14 protein-coding genes are annotated in these 19,135 nt (G+C 38.6%); 3 read left to right on the top strand and 11 right to left on the bottom strand.

Annotated features, from left to right (window positions below):
* Positions 1 to 18: 18 nt before the first annotated feature.
* The 9 genes from GKP30_RS17785 to GKP30_RS17745 all read right to left on the bottom strand — a co-directional run bounded on the left by GKP30_RS17785 (position 19) and on the right by GKP30_RS17745 (position 15,053).
* Positions 19 to 3,309, bottom strand: a complete 3,291-nt coding sequence (locus GKP30_RS17785; RefSeq protein ID WP_236035174.1) for a hypothetical protein — start codon at positions 3,307 to 3,309, stop codon at positions 19 to 21.
* A gap of 75 nt (positions 3,310 to 3,384) precedes the next feature.
* A complete protein-coding gene (locus GKP30_RS17780) occupies positions 3,385 to 4,395 on the bottom strand; it encodes a LacI family DNA-binding transcriptional regulator (RefSeq protein ID WP_216830814.1) in 1,011 nt (336 codons plus the stop codon).
* Positions 4,396 to 4,448: 53 nt separating this feature from the next.
* Positions 4,449 to 5,054 (bottom strand): YesL family protein, encoded by a 606-nt coding sequence (locus tag GKP30_RS17775; protein ID WP_216830813.1) that lies wholly within the window; start codon positions 5,052 to 5,054, stop codon positions 4,449 to 4,451.
* 138 nt (positions 5,055 to 5,192) lie between these two features.
* Positions 5,193 to 6,044, bottom strand: a complete 852-nt coding sequence (locus GKP30_RS17770) for a carbohydrate ABC transporter permease (protein WP_216830812.1) — start codon at positions 6,042 to 6,044, stop codon at positions 5,193 to 5,195.
* Between the two features lie 11 nt (positions 6,045 to 6,055).
* Complete coding sequence (locus GKP30_RS17765) at positions 6,056 to 6,973, bottom strand: carbohydrate ABC transporter permease (RefSeq protein ID WP_216830811.1); 918 nt, start codon at positions 6,971 to 6,973, stop codon at positions 6,056 to 6,058.
* A gap of 464 nt (positions 6,974 to 7,437) precedes the next feature.
* The gene (locus GKP30_RS17760) at positions 7,438 to 8,736 is read right to left on the bottom strand and encodes an ABC transporter substrate-binding protein (protein ID WP_216830810.1); all 1,299 of its coding nucleotides are present in this window, start codon (positions 8,734 to 8,736) and stop codon (positions 7,438 to 7,440) included.
* A gap of 352 nt (positions 8,737 to 9,088) precedes the next feature.
* Positions 9,089 to 10,435 (bottom strand): GH1 family beta-glucosidase, encoded by a 1,347-nt coding sequence (locus tag GKP30_RS17755; protein WP_216830809.1) that lies wholly within the window; start codon positions 10,433 to 10,435, stop codon positions 9,089 to 9,091.
* Between the two features lie 535 nt (positions 10,436 to 10,970).
* Positions 10,971 to 13,181 carry a catalase/peroxidase HPI gene (katG, locus tag GKP30_RS17750; protein WP_216830808.1) on the bottom strand — a complete coding sequence of 737 codons (2,211 nt, stop codon included), beginning with the start codon at positions 13,179 to 13,181 and terminating at the stop codon, positions 10,971 to 10,973.
* A gap of 678 nt (positions 13,182 to 13,859) precedes the next feature.
* Positions 13,860 to 15,053, bottom strand: a complete 1,194-nt coding sequence (locus GKP30_RS17745) for an ABC transporter substrate-binding protein (protein ID WP_216830807.1) — start codon at positions 15,051 to 15,053, stop codon at positions 13,860 to 13,862.
* 384 nt (positions 15,054 to 15,437) lie between these two features.
* Here GKP30_RS17745 and GKP30_RS17740 point away from each other — a divergent pair, with 384 nt between their 5' ends.
* Both GKP30_RS17740 and GKP30_RS17735 read left to right on the top strand, forming a co-directional pair.
* Entirely contained in the window at positions 15,438 to 15,977 is a 540-nt protein-coding gene (locus tag GKP30_RS17740) for a DUF6143 family protein (RefSeq protein ID WP_216830806.1), read from the top strand.
* Positions 15,970 to 16,554, top strand: a complete 585-nt coding sequence (locus GKP30_RS17735) for a DUF6143 family protein (RefSeq protein ID WP_216830805.1) — start codon at positions 15,970 to 15,972, stop codon at positions 16,552 to 16,554. The genes GKP30_RS17740 and GKP30_RS17735 overlap by 8 nt, the downstream gene beginning before the upstream one ends.
* Before the next feature lie 102 nt (positions 16,555 to 16,656).
* Here GKP30_RS17735 and GKP30_RS17730 read toward each other — a convergent pair whose 3' ends face one another.
* Together GKP30_RS17730 and GKP30_RS17725 are read right to left on the bottom strand one after the other, a co-directional pair.
* Positions 16,657 to 16,902 carry a hypothetical protein gene (locus GKP30_RS17730; RefSeq protein WP_216830804.1) on the bottom strand — a complete coding sequence of 82 codons (246 nt, stop codon included), beginning with the start codon at positions 16,900 to 16,902 and terminating at the stop codon, positions 16,657 to 16,659.
* A 498-nt stretch (positions 16,903 to 17,400) separates the two neighbouring features.
* Positions 17,401 to 18,183, bottom strand: a complete 783-nt coding sequence (locus GKP30_RS17725; protein WP_216830803.1) for an enoyl-CoA hydratase-related protein — start codon at positions 18,181 to 18,183, stop codon at positions 17,401 to 17,403.
* A 276-nt stretch (positions 18,184 to 18,459) separates the two neighbouring features.
* On the opposite strand from GKP30_RS17725, the gene GKP30_RS17720 reads away from it, so the two are divergent.
* Positions 18,460 to 18,963, top strand: a complete 504-nt coding sequence (locus GKP30_RS17720; RefSeq protein WP_216830802.1) for a GNAT family N-acetyltransferase — start codon at positions 18,460 to 18,462, stop codon at positions 18,961 to 18,963.
* The last annotated feature ends 172 nt before the right edge of the window (positions 18,964 to 19,135 follow it).

Raw genomic sequence — 19,135 nt, 5'->3', positions numbered from 1 at the left:
GCCCCTCTCCCAAAGCCTTTACCCTAGCTCTACCACCATCTTTGTAACTTCTCCATTTCGGATCGCTACGGCAAAATCACCCACTAGCTCATCGGCTCCCACTCGCTGCGTCAGGCTAGCGTCATCTTTAAAACTCAACTCTACTGAAACCGGCACAACGCCATCGGTTCCGTAAGTATTTCTCTTCTTCTTATTGACATAAGTAACATCGGTCTTTCCAAGGAACTTAAATGAGACCTCGCCGTTTTCATCAAACATCCAGCTCGGAAGTGTCGGCTTAAGTTGACATACAAGCTTCCCGTCTTTTCCAATCTCATCCTCAAAACGGAATGGTTTTTCCCCTGCCATCATGAAAAACCACATGTTCATAAACTCAATAGTGGAACCACTTAAGCGTGAGACAAACCCTCGTCCATGTAACTCTTCATTAGGATTAGCACTGCTGGCAATGAACGAAGAGTTTTCCAGAGTACTTCTGCCATATACCTTTGGATCGAGAAATGGAATTATCACTTTTTTCATATCTTCGAAGAATTCATCCGTTAACCCAGTCTTGAGCGTAGCTAACAAATATTTATATTCCATGTGGAGGAAAATCGACTCATTCTCCAGCCAACCTGGCGTGAATGACTTCGCACGACCTAGCTCCAACGGTTCTTCTGCAATACTCATGGACGTTTTATACATGTGAAGTTTTTTATCATAAATATCAGAAGCCTTCACTTTATCGTAAAGTTCCTTTGCAAGACCTTGGTCCTCAGTAACCTTAAACTGCTTGACTACTCCCTCTAAAAACGGAGTTACAGGTCTTGGAACCCATTGTAGAGCTGCTGTATTTAACTCATCATCCACCGTTCCTTGTGCCTCAAAGTAAAAATAAGTTGGGATCAACGGGGTGCTATAGGCTTCGACTCTTTCAACCGCTTTGTCCACTCTGGCTTTCAAGATGTTAATAATCTGTTTCGCCTTATCAAGGGAATAAACAACTTCCTCTCCGGCTATACCTGCATAAATAGCGTCACGGTAATTTTCCCTATGCTTCGTTACTCGATCCCAATAGCTAAGCTCCAACTGGTCCGCATCAGGCCTGCTATCCATTTCTTTGTCAAGGTCGGAGTGCTCGATTCGATACAAATCTTCCCTCTCAAGGGTCTGCATCTCTTCCACGATGCTTTTCAAAAATGCGTCTACTTCCACTGGCAGGACAAGTTCTCCGCCACTTTCCACCTCCAGTAGTATCTGTAGCAATCTTTTTAACTCAAACAATTCTGAGGTGCTTGATCCAAACATCCCAGGCAAACCATTTAATGAATCGTTCCAGCCAGGTTTATCCCCTTCCATCTCAACGCCTAACCCAAATGGAGCTAGAGTTGATGCTTTCACTAACCCAAGGATAAATAACTTAGAGTATAAGTTCGTTTGGTAGATGTCGCCGTTACCAAAGTTATCTCTGATCCAAAGAACACCGTCATTGGCCGTTGCTTTCGTAGCCTTTTCTTCTATTTTTTCCACGGCATGATACTGCCTTAGCTTTCCATTGTTCACCACGTACTTTTCTTTTCGGCTCTTTACACGAACTGGACTTTCAAAGAAGCGGTAGGTAGGTTTAAAATAAAAGTCATCCTTCCTATCAGGATAAATCGCTAAATAACTGTCAATTAAATCTAAATTGTATGTCCAGTGATCCATCCAGTATCCCTCGCCAAACTCAGCTTTCTGCTCTTCTTCAGACGCAAGCAGCACATTTGTTAAAAAGGCTTCGAAGCTGTCGGCAAGGTCAATTCCTTCCTCTTCCACAAAATGCTTCAGTTCCCCAGGCGTATAGCTTGAAGCAAAGAAGGCCTTTAGCTTTTCTTGATGACCAACATGACTGGCTTTAGAAAGATCCAGCTCCCCTGTTAAACGGAACCGCACTCCTTTTACAGCTAGAGGATTGTAACCATCGAGCTGAATTAAATTCATAAATAAATTCACGTTGTAGTCCTCGACTTTCGGTTCAAAGAAAACATCACAACGGCGGTTTTGGTTAATATCGCGGTAGTTTCCATTCCCTTGAGAGTAGTACGTCGGACTAATGGAGAAGAAATTATAATCCCGTTCTAAGTCCCCATGCTTCCTTGAAAACAAGTAATACACTTTCTTTGCTGTCTCATTTTCAAATGTGATAGGAAAACCGCCACGAAGGCCATTATCTAAGAAGCTTTGCTGAGTGTAAGCATCAAACAAAGGCTGCCCAGAACGCGTTTTTATTTTTTCCGTAATCGGTTTCGTAATCGACTTCGCCTTTTCCTTCATCTCCATGAGCTTGCTGATGGTAAGTTCCTTCGTTACGTATAATTGCACGGTTTGAAGACTTCTTCCATGGCCAATGACTGTATGAAACTCAAACACTTCGTCAGGCTTCAACGTAACTCGTTCCCCAGAGAAACCACAAGAAACTTTATTTGTCGTTTGTTGAGGTTGAGATCGTAGGTTTTCAATCGATGTTGTTAAAAATTGGCGTGGTACATGCAAAGACGTATCTGTCCCAAAAATAATGTCCCGGTCAATCATCGGTCGAACGATTTTTTCACCATTTGGGCCACGGGAAAAGCTGACATAAAAATTCCCTTGATGAATTTCCTTCACCTCGGATGAATCCTCTATGCTTCCTCGTAATCGATAAAAAGGGATATTTTGTTCTAAATTCTCTACATCAAACCAGCTTTTGATTGTATTCCCTAATTCTTTATAAGCTGCGTTCGGCACACCACTCGGAAAAAGGGAGGGTAAACCATCGAGAAATTCAATTGTTCGCTCATTTTTTGAAATGTTCTTAAGCGTCACCTGTCGAACGAGTCCGGCAACGGCTGCTTCAGGTAATATAAAGTATTCTACCTTGACCATTAGACCAATTTCATGATGAACATATTCTAATTCTAGGCCGTTTTCAGAGATGGTCATTTTTTCTTCAATTGATTCGCTCGCACTGCTTTGTGGGGAGAAGGGCTCTAAGAAGGTCACCTTGTCCTCTTCTATCACCTTAATAAATGTCCGGAAGCCTTGTACTTGCACGTTTTGATAGGATTTATCTGCTGGCAGAAACTCCATCATGGCATGATTTTTATCTTGAACCCCAAAGCTAGCAATCCCTTGGCCACGGTTCACATAGAACACCCACATAGGGATTCCATTAACTCCTGCAATGCCTGGTAAAAAACTAGAAAAAGGGGCTTGTTCTTGAAAATTACTAATTTCAAACGTTTGATTTTCCGTTAATTTGTACATCGTATCACCTTCCCACTTTTTTTCTGAAGACGAAAATACCAAGTGTTCCATCTACTTATCATAAGCAACTAAAGCGCTTTCGTAACCAATAAAAAAATATATCTGTAGACCAATAAACTACTCTATTGGTCTACAAGATGTTCTTTCAATCAATCTAACTGGTATTTTTATAGACATAAACTGCTTTTCCTTCGAATTAATTTGTTCGAAAAGGAGGCTTGCCGCCGTTTTACCAATAAGCGTTGTATCCTGTTTGATCGTCGTTAAACCAGGGGTCATGTATCTTCCAATTTGAATATCGTCAAAACCGATGACGGAAATGTCATCTGGTACCTTCAACCCCGCTTCTTGAATGGCCGTAATAGCACCAATGGCCATCAAGTCTCCAGCCACATAAACGGCTGTTGGTTTATCCTCTAGCTTCAAGAGCTTCTCCATTGCTTCTTTTCCACCATCGTAGGTAAACACTCCACCATCCACGATGTATTCCTTTGGAGCATGGAGCCCAGTCTTCTTCATGGCACTCTGGAAGCCCTTCAAACGTTGTTCTCCTACATACAATTTCTTACTTCCGGAAATATGTGCTATTTTTTTGTGTCCTAAAGAATACAAGTAATCCACCGCTAACTCACTGCCATGGATGTTATCACTGTATACGGCACTAGCTCCTCTCATATCGAGGTCGATCACAACAGATGGGATATCCGACTCCATTAACCTTTCCACATCTGGTGAATTCATTTTGGAACAAACGACTACAACCCCATCAACACCTCGATAACGGAAGTGGTCTAAATAGGATTTCGGTTCATTTCCTATATTGTTGGATGCAAAAAGAAGGTCATAACCTTCCTTCTCAGCAGATTTTTTAAAGCTCTCAATAACAGCATTAAAGAAAGGGTGTTCCATTCCAATTCCTGAATCCTCTACGAAAACGACCCCAATTGTCCAAGATTTCTTGGTCGAGAGCGTCCTGGCACTAGAGCTAGGAAAATAACCTAATTCTTCTACAGCTTCGTTTATTATTTTCTTAGCTTTTTCTCCTACATCGGAGTAGTTATTTAAAACCTTTGAAACAGTACTAATGGAATAGCCTGTCTTTTTGGCGATATCATAAATCGTAGCCATTACTTAGTTCCCCCTTTCTCTTAGCTATTGCATAGCTTCCTCAACATCTACGTTTAGACTGCGTTATATTTTTTGAAGACCGAATAGTTAATACTCATCAGCACATAGGCAAAGACACTGATACCAATGGCAATGAAAATTTTTGGGAAATTAATAGCTACCAACAAGTAAGCAAACAGCCAAAATAGCTGCAACAATGCAGTCAACGGACGGGCAAACACAAGTCCTGCAGCTGCTTTTAAATATTGGCTCGTCTTTTTATATTCGAAATGGGCCATTACGGAGAAAGTGTTTAAAAAGGTCATCACTGCGATGGTTCCAATTCCGAATATAACGAGATAGATATAGAAGTGAATCGACTCTTGGTAAAAGTACGTAACAAATGAGAAGTTCACATAAATAATATAAAACACTATTGCAAAGAATGCACCTAGAAGATTCGACCTGATAAATTCCCCTTTATAAAATTTTAAGTAGTTGCTGAAAAGAGGGAAATGCGGATCTCCTTTTATCCATTCTCTTACCACTCGAAACAAGGCTACCGTCGCTGGCATAATTCCAAACACACCTAGTCCCATTACAAAGAACAACAACCATAAAATGTTTAACGCTATGAAGCGATAGACCGTATCTGCGATTAAATAAATTATTCTGCCCAACTTAGTCACCCCGTTTTTTCTCGATGTATGGTGTAGAGAATTTATATGGTGTTCCTGTAACCTAGGTGACAGAAACACCGTAGACTTTCGAATAAAGGTTTAGCATTCTAAACTTGCCCAACTGTCTCAATAAACCTATTAACTCTTCACAGCACCTTCTGACAAGCTTTGAATAAATAATCGATTAAATAATAAGAATACAATAATTAACGGAACTGTCGCCCAGAACGTTCCAGACATAATCATACCATAGTCCATTTGACGAGCGTCATTCAACGCACGTAATGCAACTTGGAGCGTGTGCACTGACGGATCGCGTAACACGACAAGCGGCCATAAGAAGTCGTTCCACACGTGCATAAACACGATTATCCCTAGCGTTGCAAAAGCAGGAAGTATCATTGGTACTACAACATTCCAATAAATTCGGAAGTTAGAGCATCCGTCAATTTTCGCTGCCTCAATAATTTCATAAGGCACACCGTCTTTAATGTACTGCCTCATCCAAAAGATTCCGAATGCATTAATAAGTCCAGGTATAATAAGTGCTTTAAAGTCATTCAACCAGCCAAGAGTAGTGATGATGTAGTATTGTGGAATTAATCCTAACTGCGGCGGCACCATCATCGTCACTAAAATCATTACGAACAATACATTTTTCCCTTTAAACTCAAGTTTAGCAAACGCATAACCGGCGAGTGAACATAAGAATAATGTCCCAATCGTAATCGTTGTGGCAACGTAAAAGGAGTTCCACATTGCTCCGAAGAAATCGATATTGTTCGTTACCTTTTGAAAGTTCTCCACCAAATGTTTCCCAGGTGTAAACGGTGGTGGAACTGCGTTAATCTCTCTATTTAAGCGAGTCGCCATCACGAACATATAATAGAATGGAAACAGGGAAACTAAAGATCCAACGGTTAAAAATAAGTAGATAGATGCTTTTTTAATTGAGAATTTCCCTTCTCCAACTTCTTTTTTGACTGCCATAATAGTCCCCCCTAACTAACTTTTTTCGAACGGCCAATTCGATTCGTAATGAATAGGTTAATTGCCGTAAGTGTAATGATGATGAAAAACAGGACAATTGCTGCTGCAGATGCGGTTCCAAATGAATTGTAAACAAATGCATCTCTCCATAGGTAAGCTACCATTGTAATCCCTTCTTCACGCAAGCCTCGTCCTAAGAAAATTAATGGCTCTGTGAATAACTGCAAACTTCCGATCGTTGCTGTGAATACAACAAACATTGTAATAGGCTTCAGCATCGGGAGTGTAATGAGACGAATCTGCTGAAAGAGAGTTGCTCCATCAATCTTTGCTGCCTCGTATAGCTCTCTAGGAATACTCTGCATCCCAGCTAAGAAAATAATTGTGTTGTACCCTACCCAACGCCAAAATACCATTGTGGCAATAGCAATCTTTACCGGCCAATATTCTGCATTCCAACGGATTGGACCCATATCAAAAAAGCTCAGAACGTAGTTGGCAAATCCAAATGGCTGATTATTAAATACAACCCCGAAGATAATGGCCACAGCTACAATAGATGTGATATATGGTAAGAAAATGAACGTTCTAAATGTATTACGGAAACGTATAAGTGTTGAATTTAAAGCAAAAGCGATGATGATCGCTACTATGATTTGTGGCAATGTTCCTAGCAACCCGATAATAAACGTATTTTTTATCGCCGAATAAAATACTGGGTCATTAAGAATAAATTTAAAGTTATCGAAACCGTTGAATGTCATCGGGTTCAAACCGTCCCAGCGAAAGAACGATAAATAGAAGCTGAATATCATTGGGAACAATCCAAAAATGGCAAATAAAATAAAGAATGGAGAGATAAATAAATATGCTGATAAAGCGGTTCGTCGTTTCTCAGTTAGCCATTTGGCCTTTTTAGTCGTCTCCAACGTTGGTACCCCCTCACGGAAATATTTTTATGTTTTTACTATGAATGTAAAGATAAATTCTTTAATTAAAAAAACAGTCTAGCTTGACCGCCCATAGACGTTGAGACACTTTACTCGCCTCAGTCGGCAGCTAACCATTGGCAATGACACTTTTCTTGTTGGTTTTCGAGAATGTCCTTGGATAGGAATACAATACTTCTTATCAGTTTCCAGAATATCTCTATAGTAAAGCCATCCTCGAAACCAACAAGGTTACTAGTTAGAACAGCTTTATGGAAATACTTAATTTTATATGGTGGTTATCTCCAGACCTCTTACGACAACCTGTAAGCAATAAGAGAAGTAGACACTTTTTTTAAAACCCCACTATGAGTAGTATTCTCATAGTGGGAAAGGATCAACGAAAGCCACTGCCATCGTTTGAAAAAGTATTATGGGACACCTACTATTCTTTAATGAAGCTATTAGCGTCCTATAATTCTTTCAATTCTTTGAAGGGCAGAGTCCCACTCTTGGCCTACGTCTGCACCAGCAGCTACGTTATCAAGTGCTTCTTTCATTTCATCATCTACTGGATAGTATAAACGTCCTTTGTAAACTGGTACTACTTGTTGCGCAGCTTCTGAGAATATTTGAGCCGTAGCAATACCCCCGAAGTAAGCATCTTCATACTCCAAGAATTCTGGCATATCATACACAGCAGGTGCTGATGGGAATAATCCGTAATCTAAAAATGCTTTTAATTGTTGTTCAGGTGCTGTTAACCACTCAATGAACTTGTAAGCTTCTTCTGCATGCTCACTTTCAGCTGGTACAGCTAGGTATGACCCACCCCAGTTTCCAGCGCCTTCAGGCATTGTCGTGATTGACCAAACTCCAGGTTCTGGACTGTTGTCTTTGATTACACCTTGCATCCAAGCTGGAGCTAACATTGTTGCGTAAGTTCCTTCACCCATACCAGAAAACCATTCTGGAGTCCAAAGAGGAATATCTCCAACTAAACCTTTATCAAGTAGATTAGCAACATACTCAAAACCATCTTTAATTTGGTTGTGCTCTGTCATAATTAACTCGTCATTCGTATTAAAATATTGTTGCGTTGATTGATCACGACGTGCGTTGTAAATAAGCTCACCAGCGTCTGTCATAAGTTTGCCCGTTTTCTCTTTAATTTCCTCAGCAACTTTTTCGAAATCATCCCAAGTTGCAACTAATTCAGAAACAGCTTCTGGAGAAGACTCGAAACCAGCTTCTTCAAAAACATCTGTACGATAGAACATTACTGTTGGACCAATATCCGTCGGTAATCCAAATAGGAAGTCGCCATCAGCATTTTCACCGTTTTGGAATACCCAATCAAGATAATTATCTCTTACAGCTTCTGCACCATGGTCAAATAGATTTGTAAATGCATGCTCTGCATTACGATATCTCTCAATTTGTGCTTCCTCAATCATTGTGATATCTGGCGCACCAGATCCAGCAGAGATAGAAGTAAATAAGTTGTCGTGTAAGTCATTCATGTCACTGTTTTGAAGGTTGATAGATACATGCGGATTCTCTGCAACGTATTCTTCAATTAATTTATCGTACCCAGTGTTACCGAACTCCCAGAATACTAATTCGACATCACCATCACCGATTGTTTCTGTCGCTGCGTCGTCAACTACGTTCTCTTCTGGAGCATCGTCGTTTCCACCACACGCCGCTAGGAATGAAACAGCTAATACTGTCGATGCTGCTAGTTTCAAAAATTTAGACATTTTTCTTTTCCCCCTTGAATGAATTTAATTTTTGTTTTTATCTAGTGAAACAAGTAACCCCTATCGTAATCCGCTGCTCCATCACCTCCTCAAAAGATCTCTTTCTAAAGAGCAAACTTTCATATAAAAGGGTCCGATCTTAGTTTCCTTCTTGTTGTAACTGGCATTATAATCTCGGTCCCTTCTAGTTTCTTCGTAGTAAGCGCTTACTATAGGAACATTTTCACACCATTAACTAAAGCGCTTTAGTTGTCGCGGAAATTCTGTGGAAACTCCCCGTTTCAACTAGTAATTGATAGACTATCAAAGCAGGGAGCGCCTCTTGAATTGCCTTTATGACAGTGAAAACAAATTATTTTACCTCGAAGAAATTATTTGAGATCGTTTGCTTGTACCAATAGAAGCTATCTTTCTTCGTACGTTCCATTGTTCGATAATTGACGTGAACTATTCCAAAACGCATAGTATATCCTTCAGCCCACTCGAAGTTATCTAGTAAGGACCAAGTTAAATATCCTTTAATATTTACACCTGTTTCCATACTTCTGTGTAAAGATACTAAGTGCTGTTTTAAATAGTCAACACGCTTGTTATCTTTCACTTGTCCATGCTCTGGTTCGTCATTGTAACAAGATCCATTTTCTGTGATATAGATCGGCACATCTCCATAAGTCTCTCCGATATGCGTCAATACCTTGTAGAAACCTTCGGGGTAGACATTCCATCCAATATCCGTTTTCAGATAACCAGTGTCAACCCGTTCATGGTCGAATAATCCTTCATTTTCCTTATAACGACCGACACTGCCTGAATAGTAATTGATACCAAGGAAATCAATTGGCTGGTGGATGATTTCCATGTCACCTTCTTCGATGTTTAACGTAACACCTTTCTTTTCAAACCAATCTACCATGAACTGTGGGTATGACCCCTTAAATACTGGATCAAAAAACCAGTCCATGAAGTAAGCATTGGCACGTTTACAAGCTTCAATATCCTCTTGCTTATTACTGTAAGGTTCGTTCCACTCCACATTCGGTGCGTAACCAATTTGCCCTTCCAGTCCAAGCTCACGGAAGCGAATGACCGCCTTCCCATGAGCAACATGTAAGTGGTGTGCCACATCGACAGCTAATTGAAGGTCTTGATTCCCTGGTGCATGAATACCTGCGAAGTTAGACAAAAATGAAACACACCATGGTTCATTAAAAGTAATCCAATGCTTAATTTTCCCTTTGAATTCATTAAACATTACTTCTGCATAGTTAATGTAAGCATCAATCGTCTCACGGTTGCCCCAGCCACCCTTATCTTGAAGTGCTTGAGGAAGATCCCAGTGATAGAGGGTACACATGGGTTCAATTCCCTTCTCTAGCAAACTATCAACTAATCCATGATAATAATCTAATCCCTCTTGGTTCAATTCACCTGTACCGTTCGGAAAAATTCTTGGCCAAGCCACTGAAAAACGGTAGAAATCAACTCCTAAATCTTCCATAATTTCAATGTCTTCATTGTATCTGTGGTAGCTGTCACAAGCCACATCACCATTGTCACCATTAACGACTTTCCCAGGAGTTTTAGAGAACGTATCCCAAATGGACACCCCTCTTCCTCCTTCATTTACAGCACCCTCAATTTGATAAGATGCTGTAGCGACACCCCACTTCATGTCTTTCGGAAATTGTATAATAGACATTTCGAAACCCCTTTCGTAAACTAGTAAAAAAAAACCAAAAATAATTAATTTACACAATATGAAAGCACTTTCGTAAAAATGTTTTCTGTTGATTACTACTCACCGTTTTTTATCTTAATACTAATAGGAAAGCACTTACATTTTCAACTATCTTGTAAAATAAACCGAAATAATACCTTTACTGTATCATTTTTTCTAGAAACCGCTTTCGTAAATTAATTATATATGCCCATAAATTTAAACGCAATACTTTTTAAAAATATTTTCGAAACCGCTTTAGTATGTGATCAAATTTTGAACATAAAAGAAGTACAATTGTTATACTTTAAGTGACTGTCTGTGAAATAAAAATGTTTGTAAACTTCTAGAACGGCTTAAAAGTACAGGGAAGTTTATGACCGTTAAGCTGATTTCTCTCTTACATATAATTACTTCAACTCTAATTTCGGTGTTAAAAACTCTGTGTTAATTTAAGGTTGCAGAAACTTCAGAAGTAAAAACCGCCATCAATAAACTGACGGCGGTTACCTTTGATTTATTTACCTGTTGTTTGAGCCTTTTTATCAAGCTTAAGATCAAAACGGTCTGCATTCATGACCTTAACCCATGCAGCGATAAAGTCATTTACAAACTTTCCTTTGTTATCGTCTTGAGCATAAACTTCTGCAATCGCACGTAGAACAGAGTTTGAACCGAATACGAGGTCAACACTCGTTGCTGTACGAATTACTTTACCTGTCTTGCGGTCACGTCCTTCAAATACATCCCCTTCTACTGGATTCCACGCTACTCCCATGTCAAGCAAGTTAACAAAGAAGTCGTTAGAAAGAGTTCCAACACGATCAGTGAAAACACCATGCTCTGTGTCGCCGTAGTTTGTACCTAGTACACGCATACCGCCAATAAGTGCAGTCATTTCTGGTGCAGTAAGTTTAAGTAGTTGTGCTTTGTCTACTAGAAGCTCTGCTGAACTTACACTATACTGTTTCTTTTGATAGTTGCGGAAACCATCAGCGATAGGCTCTAGCACTTCAAATCCTTCTACATCTGTTTGCTCTTGTGTTGCATCACCACGTCCAGGAGCAAAAGGAACTGTAACATCAAAGCCTGCATCCTGTGCAGCTCTTTCAATAGCGGCACTTCCGCCTAATACAATCAAATCAGCCATGCTGACTTTTTTATCTAATTGACTTTGAATGTCTTCTAACACAGCAAGAACTTTCGCAAGTTGTACTGGCTGATTAACTTCCCATTCCTTTTGCGGGGCAAGACGGATCCTAGCACCGTTAGCACCACCACGGTTATCTGAACCACGGAACGTACTAGCAGAAGCCCAAGCCGTTGTTACTAACTCGCTAACTGTAAGTCCAGAAGCTAAGATTTTTGCTTTAAGTTCTTCTACTTCTGCATCTGTTAGGTCATAATCAACTGTTGGTACAGGGTCTTGCCAGATAAGATCTTCTTCTGGAACTTCTGGACCTAAATATCTTGCTTTAGGACCCATATCACGGTGTAACAGTTTAAACCATGCACGAGCAAATGCGTCTGCAAACTCCTCTGGATTCTCATAGAAACGACGAGAAATCTTTTCATATTCTGGATCATAACGTAATGCCATATCCGCAGTTGTCATCATCGTAGGAACACGAACAGATGGGTCTTCTGCATCTGGTGCAAGATCTTCCTCGTCAGGATCAACCGCAAGCCACTGATAAGCACCTGCAGGACTCTTTGTCAACCACCAGTCATATTTAAATAATAGTTCAAAGTAACCATTATCCCACTGTGTTGGATTAGCAGTCCAAGCACCTTCAATACCGCTCGTAATTGTGTCACGCCCTTGACCGCTGCCGTGCGTGCTTAACCAACCTAATCCTTGCGCTTCTACAGGAGCAGCTTCTGGTTCTGGACCAACGTGAGCAGCATCTCCTGCACCATGTGCCTTACCAAACGTATGACCACCAGCTATTAGAGCAACCGTTTCTTCATCATTCATTCCCATACGAGCGAATGTTTCGCGGATATCCTTACCACTTGCAACTGGGTCCGGTTTTCCGTTAGGTCCTTCTGGATTTACATAAATTAGACCCATCTGAACAGCAGCTAACGGATTTTCAAGATCGCGATCACCTGAATAACGTTTATCTCCTAACCATTCTGTTTCAGCACCCCAGTAAATATCTTCTTCTGGATGCCAAATGTCTGCACGTCCTGCTCCAAAACCAAAAGTCTTACCACCCATTGACTCAATAGCAACATTACCTGCTAGAACGAGCAAGTCAGCCCAAGAGATCTTGTTACCATACTTTTGCTTAATCGGCCATAATAATCTGCGAGCTTTATCTAGGTTACCGTTGTCAGGCCAGCTATTAAGTGGAGCAAAGCGCTGATTTCCTGTATTTGCACCACCACGACCGTCACCAGTACGGTATGTACCCGCTGCATGCCATGACATACGGATAAACAATGGTCCATAATGACCGTAGTCAGCAGGCCACCAATCTTGACTGTCTGTCATTAGGTTTTGAAGGTCCTGTTTGAGAGCATCATAGTCTAATTTTTGAAATTCTTCAGCGTAATTAAAGTCCTCTCCCATAGGATTAGTTTTTCTATCATGCTGATGTAAAATATTTAAGTTTAACTGATTTGGCCACCAGTCTCTATTTGATGTACCACTAGATTTACTGCTAGTAGCACCTCCGTGAAATGGGCATCCGCCAGTGTTAGCATTGTTTTTAGTATCCATATAATTTTTCCCCTTTCCAAGTAAATAAAGTAGTAAAGCATTTAGCCACTAGTCGAAGGTAACTTATAAAAATAGATATAATAATAACTTTTTAATAATTATTATTATAAAGTTATTCAAACTTATAGAAATAATGACACAGTTGGTGGAAGTCTACTTTCCATGATTTCATACAAAGAGCTTGGTCCCTTCACTTAAATATGTTTATTCTCGTACCTAGTAGGATAGACCAGTTGAAATTTGAGGAATAATTAGTAAACCAGAGGTTCATACTTCTTTTTGTTTAGAGAGAGTTAATGGAATAATTAACCCAACTCCAGCTAAAAGCTTATCACCTCGTAAAATGTTATAGCTCATTTGCTATAACTAAATGATAACAGATTTCAATTAAAAATCAATACTTATTTATAATAATTATTAAATAAAAATATAAATTAATAGACAAACAATATAAAAAGGGTATGAAAGAGGTAACACTACCTCTCTCATACCCTAAAAATTGAATACTGAAACTTGTTTTATACTGTTTTAAAACTATTATTTAATTTTATCTTTGCTCCAATATCCTTTAGTGGTGCCAGGCACCTTTCAAGTAGGTTTATTCTATCTTTTTCTTCCCACCATCCGAAAGAATTCTTCAAGACGCCAACCGTAATGAGTATATGACTTTTACCAATGCTATCTCTCATCCCATGATGGTGCTGGCCATACGATTTTTGCCTCGGCAACAGATAATGGCCATATAATTTTATACTCCTGATTAATAATTTGAGCTAGCAATGCACCTGCTAGTGTGTTTTGCCCAGTGGAATCAAAGCGGACGCCTTGCCATGGCATAATTAAACGTTGTCCTGGAATGTTGGTCTGACGAAGAGCTCTTCTTATTTCATCTCTATTTATACTTGCAGCTCGATTAATTGCATCAGCTAGGACGAGCAACCCTGTAAAGCTTCGCGTATTGGTTTCATTCATATCTTCATTATATTTTGAGCGGTAAAGTTCATTGACTTCCGTTACAATTGGTTTGACTCTCCCTAAACCAAGTGCCCAAGCAACACGACTAATAATATAATTGCCATCTTCTCCTACCGCTTCTAGAAAATCAGGTATTGTGTAACCTGCATTTTGGACAACTAGTCCTTCAGGAAACCAATTTAACGTTTTAAGATCTTGAACCACTTGAATAGCGTCAGAAAGGAATTGTTGCCCAAAAACGACTTGTGCATTACTATTTCTAATCCTAGCGAGTTCATCCAATAGCGATGTAACAGTCGGGGTGTACATTTCAAGTTCTACAAGTTCTCCTGAGAACCTTCGAATCAGACTTTTTTCGATCGCAGCTGCTTCTAGTCCAAAAATAGAATCTTCAGTCAAAATAGCAAAATTATTAATATCTCTACCTCTATACCTTCTAAGAAAATGAAATAACTCAAAGAAAAGATTCGTATACAAATGATCATTTGGTGCTGTTCTAAAAAAATATTGAAAATCCCTCTCTGTAAGCGACGGTGCAGATGCTTCTGGGGTTACAAAAGGAACTTTTTTCGCTTCAGCTATAGCAGAAGCTTGTAAAGTCACACTACTTTGATAAGAGCCAATTAGTGCTACAACTTTCTCTTGTTCAATTAAGCGTTCGGCTTCCTCCCGACCAATTGCTGGTATACCTTGAGAATCTCCATAGATCACTTTAATTTTTCGATTCCCTAATAAAGGAAGTCCAATAGTACGAGCTAAAGGTAAAGGCAAATCGTATCGATTATTTACTATTTCAACAGCCAAATCAATGGCTTGGCGAATATCTTCTCCAACAGTAGCGAGAGAGCCTGTAAAAGGATAAATGGCTCCAATTTTTATTTCTTTTCCCTCTCCCATATAATTCTTCCTCCCTAGCTTTATCCTATAAAAGAAAAAACAGCTATTATCTTTATATTCAATAGATAAGAGAGGAGTTAGACAAGAAACCCAATTTTGCAAAAAAGTGCTTATAACCAAGTTCTTTTATGCTAGACCATTTAAATCCTCACCTATAAATGAATGTAAAAAGATAGTAGATTAGCTAAAATTTTGGGTTCCTTTATATTTACTTTTGAAATACCTACAGCGAGGTGTAGAATAATATGGTTTTGTTGATCGACAAACACCTGACCTCTTAGAGGATGTTGTCTTAAAGAAATTTTAGAAAAATTAAGTTTACACATCTACCTATACTGTTTCATATTATAAAATCATCATTAATGCACAGTTAGGAGTAATAAGATGGAAAATGAAACGAATAAACAGCCAATCAAATTGGTGAATATCACCAGTCCAGCCTTGAATTCAAAGCTTGGAAGATATTTTATTGGTAAAACCAAAGTACTGAATTTCGGTGGCGGATATTATGCATGGGGGGGAATAGTAAACCCTAGTAATTCTGGAGTCAATCTATATATCGATCTTTTTACTATAACAAACTTTACAACTCAAAATTTTATCAGTGAAATTTGGTTAAATGCCCATCCACCTAAAAATGCAGTTATCTCCTACGATGTAACACCAACAAATCAAGCAATTTTAACTCCTCCAAAACCAAAGGCGGTAATGAAATATTCTGGTTATTCCACTGAACCCATGACTAAAGGTGTAAATATTTTTGATAGAATTGTTACTCAAAATTCCACCCTTGTAAGCGATTCACACAATGGCTCCATCATTATAGGTCCTGGAGGCTCCTTCTCAATACTTTTAAGATCGCCAGGATTTGAATACATCACAGGGACAATCGTTTTCACCTGGTGGGAGGAAACAAATGAATAATAGGTCAATGCATGATTATGAGAGGCAAAATATGAGTTTTGTATCAATGGATAATGAAAAACAACCTCACGAGGTCACTATACTTCCAGAAAATGTATATCGATCTTACCTTGGTGAGTACTTTCTAGGTCAAACGGATATCATATCCTTAGGAGGAGAATACAATGGATGGGGCGGACTAGTGAACCCAGTAGATTCCAAGGTAAATATGTATTTGAATGCCTATACCATTTCAAACTATTCGAATGAACCATTAACAGCTGAAGCTTGGCTTAGCAGCATCCTTCCTGGTAAAGGAAAAACATCGCCATATTTTGCTGCTGGAAACCAAGCCATTACTCCGCCGCCAATGCCCAAGGCTAAAATTAAAAATGCTAGCTTTGTATCAGGAAAACCTAGAGGCGGTACACACGCCTTTGTAAGAAGGGTTGAACCTATTGTGACCCTTACAAAACATGATTTTCAAGGTATGTTTATCTTACCACCAGGAAGTTCCTTTTCCTTATTCTTTTTGTCCCAAGGAAATAGGCAAGTATATGCAAAAGTAGCCTTTGGCTGGTGGGAGGAAAAAGTATAAAAGAGCAATTATTATTTACAAACAAAATAATTTCATATGACAAAGACGGCTTTTTCAACTATAAAAAGTCGTTTTATAATTTGCTACATTTATAACATTGTATTAATGAAACTCCATGTTATTATATTTTTCCAACAACGTCTCTTGCACAAATTGCCTGCACTCAGTTGATAAGGAAGACCTCTCTTCATGAATGATATCTCCATATGGCCTACCACCCAAAAACTTTACTTCACCTTCAAAATATTTGCCCAAAATATCATCGTACACTGAAAATATCACAAAAGTCGTATTGTGTTGCGTATCCTGAAAATCGGTTATACTTAGAACATGTTTATGTTGACTCATCTAGAATTCCCCCTATACAGTTCTTTATAATAAGGTACATAGTTATTTAAATACCAAAAATTAAGGAGCAATAAAATGTCCACAATAGATATTAATGCTAGCGAAAATGGAAAGCAATTCCTGATGACTTCAAACAAACCCTTCTAAATAATGTATTCTGCTTAAACTGTGGAGTAACAACCATTATCGACTATAGTATACTTGATAATGACTCAGCTGGCATACTACTTAAAGGAAAATGTAAAAAGTGTAAGGAACCAGTGGCACGATGCATTGAGGATTGACCAATTTTAAGTAACTTATTAACACTTACAAATGTTGGTAGTTATCAGTTTAAATATTATCAGAGCTACTCACACCATGATCGACTAATATGATATTTGGCCGATGTTTTGCGATCAGAGAAGCCCTTATTTAGACAGAAACCTTAATGTTTTTAATAAAAACGGATTAAGTCTCCTAAAGACTTAATCCGCTTTCATTTTCATTCGGTCATAATCAAACTGGTTTTTTAGTATCATTCCATACAGGAGGTCTTTTTTCAAAGAATGAACGAATCCCTTCTTGTGCATCAGGATGCTTGCTGTTTAGGGCTATGACCTCTGTCGAGTAATTAAGTGCTTGGAAATCCTCCATATTAATTTGCTGGTAAAACTGTCTCTTCCCTAACTCAATGATATTTAAGCTTTGCTTCGTTACATCTTTCGCTAGCTTTTCTGTTTCTTCATCTAAAGAGTCAGCAGACACAACTTTATTTACTAGTCCATACTGTAATGCTTCCTCTGCTGACATAAAGTTCCCAGTAAATAATAATTCAGCTGCTTTTTTTCTTCCAATATTCCTACTTAAAAATACAGCTGGAGTACTGCAAAATAGTCCACTATTAATGCCTGGAGTTGCAAATTTTGCTTCATCACTAGCTACCGCCAAATCACTAGCAGCTACAAGCTGACAACCCGCTGCTACAGCAGCCTTTCGAACTTTTGAAATTACAAGCTGTGGTATATCTCTCATTGTTCTCATTAAAACTTGACATGTTTGAAAAAGAGCTAATACTTCATTCTCTGTCTTAGATTCTATTTCTCTTAAACTATGGCCAGCGCAAAAAACCTTATCAGAACCTTCAATAACAACGACTTTCACTTCTCTTTTTTCTGCTATTTCCTTTAATACTGAATTTAATTCTTCAAGCAACTGCATTGATAATGTATTGAACTCCATTGGGTTTTCTAGGGTGACATAAGCAATATCCTCAGTTTGTTTTAATGATAGAAATTCCATATCTTCACTCCTCAATTAAAATGTCCTTTTTGCAATCTTATGTAGCTACCTATAGTTTGAATGTTCTTACAATTTTAGTCAATAGAAAGAGCAAAACTAATTAATAGATATGATGTTAGCTATCTAAGTATCCCACTTTCTTTTCAGCCCCATAAGAAAACCCCACTCCAGACGTAACAAGTTCCGCTTTGCCACTTGATCTAACTTAGTATAGGTTTAATATAAAACTAATGGTGAGAGTTAAGAATAGAATAATGAGAAAGGAGCTTGATATAAATGCAAATTGAGATTATTCCTGTGTTGGAGGAAGAAAAGACAATATTAGCTCGTCTAATAGAATTATACGAATATGATTTTTCAGAGTTTGAAAATAGTGATGTTAACGCCCTGGGGCTCTATGGATATTCATACTTGGACTATTATTGGACTGAGAAGGGGCGTTTCCCTTATTTTATTAAGGTAAATAGTAAGCTAGCAGGCTTTGTGATGGTATGTGATTATTGCTATATATCTAAGGACCCAGACACTTTATTTATGTCAGAATTCTTTGTAATGAAAAAATATAGAAAACAGGACATTGGTAAGTTTGCTGCAAAAGAGGTATTTAAATTACATAAGGGGAAATGGGAAATGACAGTACATCCTAAAAACCCAGTAGCCATCAAATTTTGGACAAATGTAATAGAAGAAAGCGTTGGGAAAAATTATAAATATCATGAAAATATTGAAGGCGTTTACGATGAGGCTTTAGCTATTGCATATACTTTCGAGATAGTATAAATTTTAAAAGTCAAAGATGCACGAGAAAAACTAGTAAAAAAACTACTGTCTATATAAAAATTCTACTGTTTTTTGCATTCTCCGTAGTAATTGGACCCACATAATCAAATATTCCCCCAACACTCGTCTAGGGGAATATAAAGGGTTATAGACCCCCACCTCAAAGCGTCTG

The sequence above is a fragment of the Alkalihalobacterium elongatum genome (genome assembly GCF_019024285.1).
GTDB classification, from domain to species: Bacteria; Bacillota; Bacilli; order Bacillales; family Bacillaceae_F; genus Alkalihalobacterium; species Alkalihalobacterium elongatum.
Note: the sequence above shows the minus strand (reverse complement) of the source record. Positions and strands in the feature narration are given on the sequence as shown.

Coding starts and splice junctions, on each gene's coding strand:
- GKP30_RS17780 (WP_216830814.1), bottom strand. CDS start 4,395: ATGGCTACGATTTATGATATCGCCAAAAAGACAGGCTATTCCATTAGT.
- GKP30_RS17770 (WP_216830812.1), bottom strand. CDS start 6,044: ATGGCAGTCAAAAAAGAAGTTGGAGAAGGGAAATTCTCAATTAAAAAA.
- GKP30_RS17760 (WP_216830810.1), bottom strand. CDS start 8,736: ATGTCTAAATTTTTGAAACTAGCAGCATCGACAGTATTAGCTGTTTCA.
- GKP30_RS17755 (WP_216830809.1), bottom strand. CDS start 10,435: ATGTCTATTATACAATTTCCGAAAGACATGAAGTGGGGTGTCGCTACA.
- katG (WP_216830808.1), bottom strand. CDS start 13,181: ATGGATACTAAAAACAATGCTAACACTGGCGGATGCCCATTTCACGGA.
- GKP30_RS17745 (WP_216830807.1), bottom strand. CDS start 15,053: ATGGGAGAGGGAAAAGAAATAAAAATTGGAGCCATTTATCCTTTTACA.
- GKP30_RS17740 (WP_216830806.1), top strand. CDS start 15,438: ATGGAAAATGAAACGAATAAACAGCCAATCAAATTGGTGAATATCACC.
- GKP30_RS17735 (WP_216830805.1), top strand. CDS start 15,970: ATGAATAATAGGTCAATGCATGATTATGAGAGGCAAAATATGAGTTTT.
- GKP30_RS17730 (WP_216830804.1), bottom strand. CDS start 16,902: ATGAGTCAACATAAACATGTTCTAAGTATAACCGATTTTCAGGATACG.
- GKP30_RS17725 (WP_216830803.1), bottom strand. CDS start 18,183: ATGGAATTTCTATCATTAAAACAAACTGAGGATATTGCTTATGTCACC.
- GKP30_RS17720 (WP_216830802.1), top strand. CDS start 18,460: ATGCAAATTGAGATTATTCCTGTGTTGGAGGAAGAAAAGACAATATTA.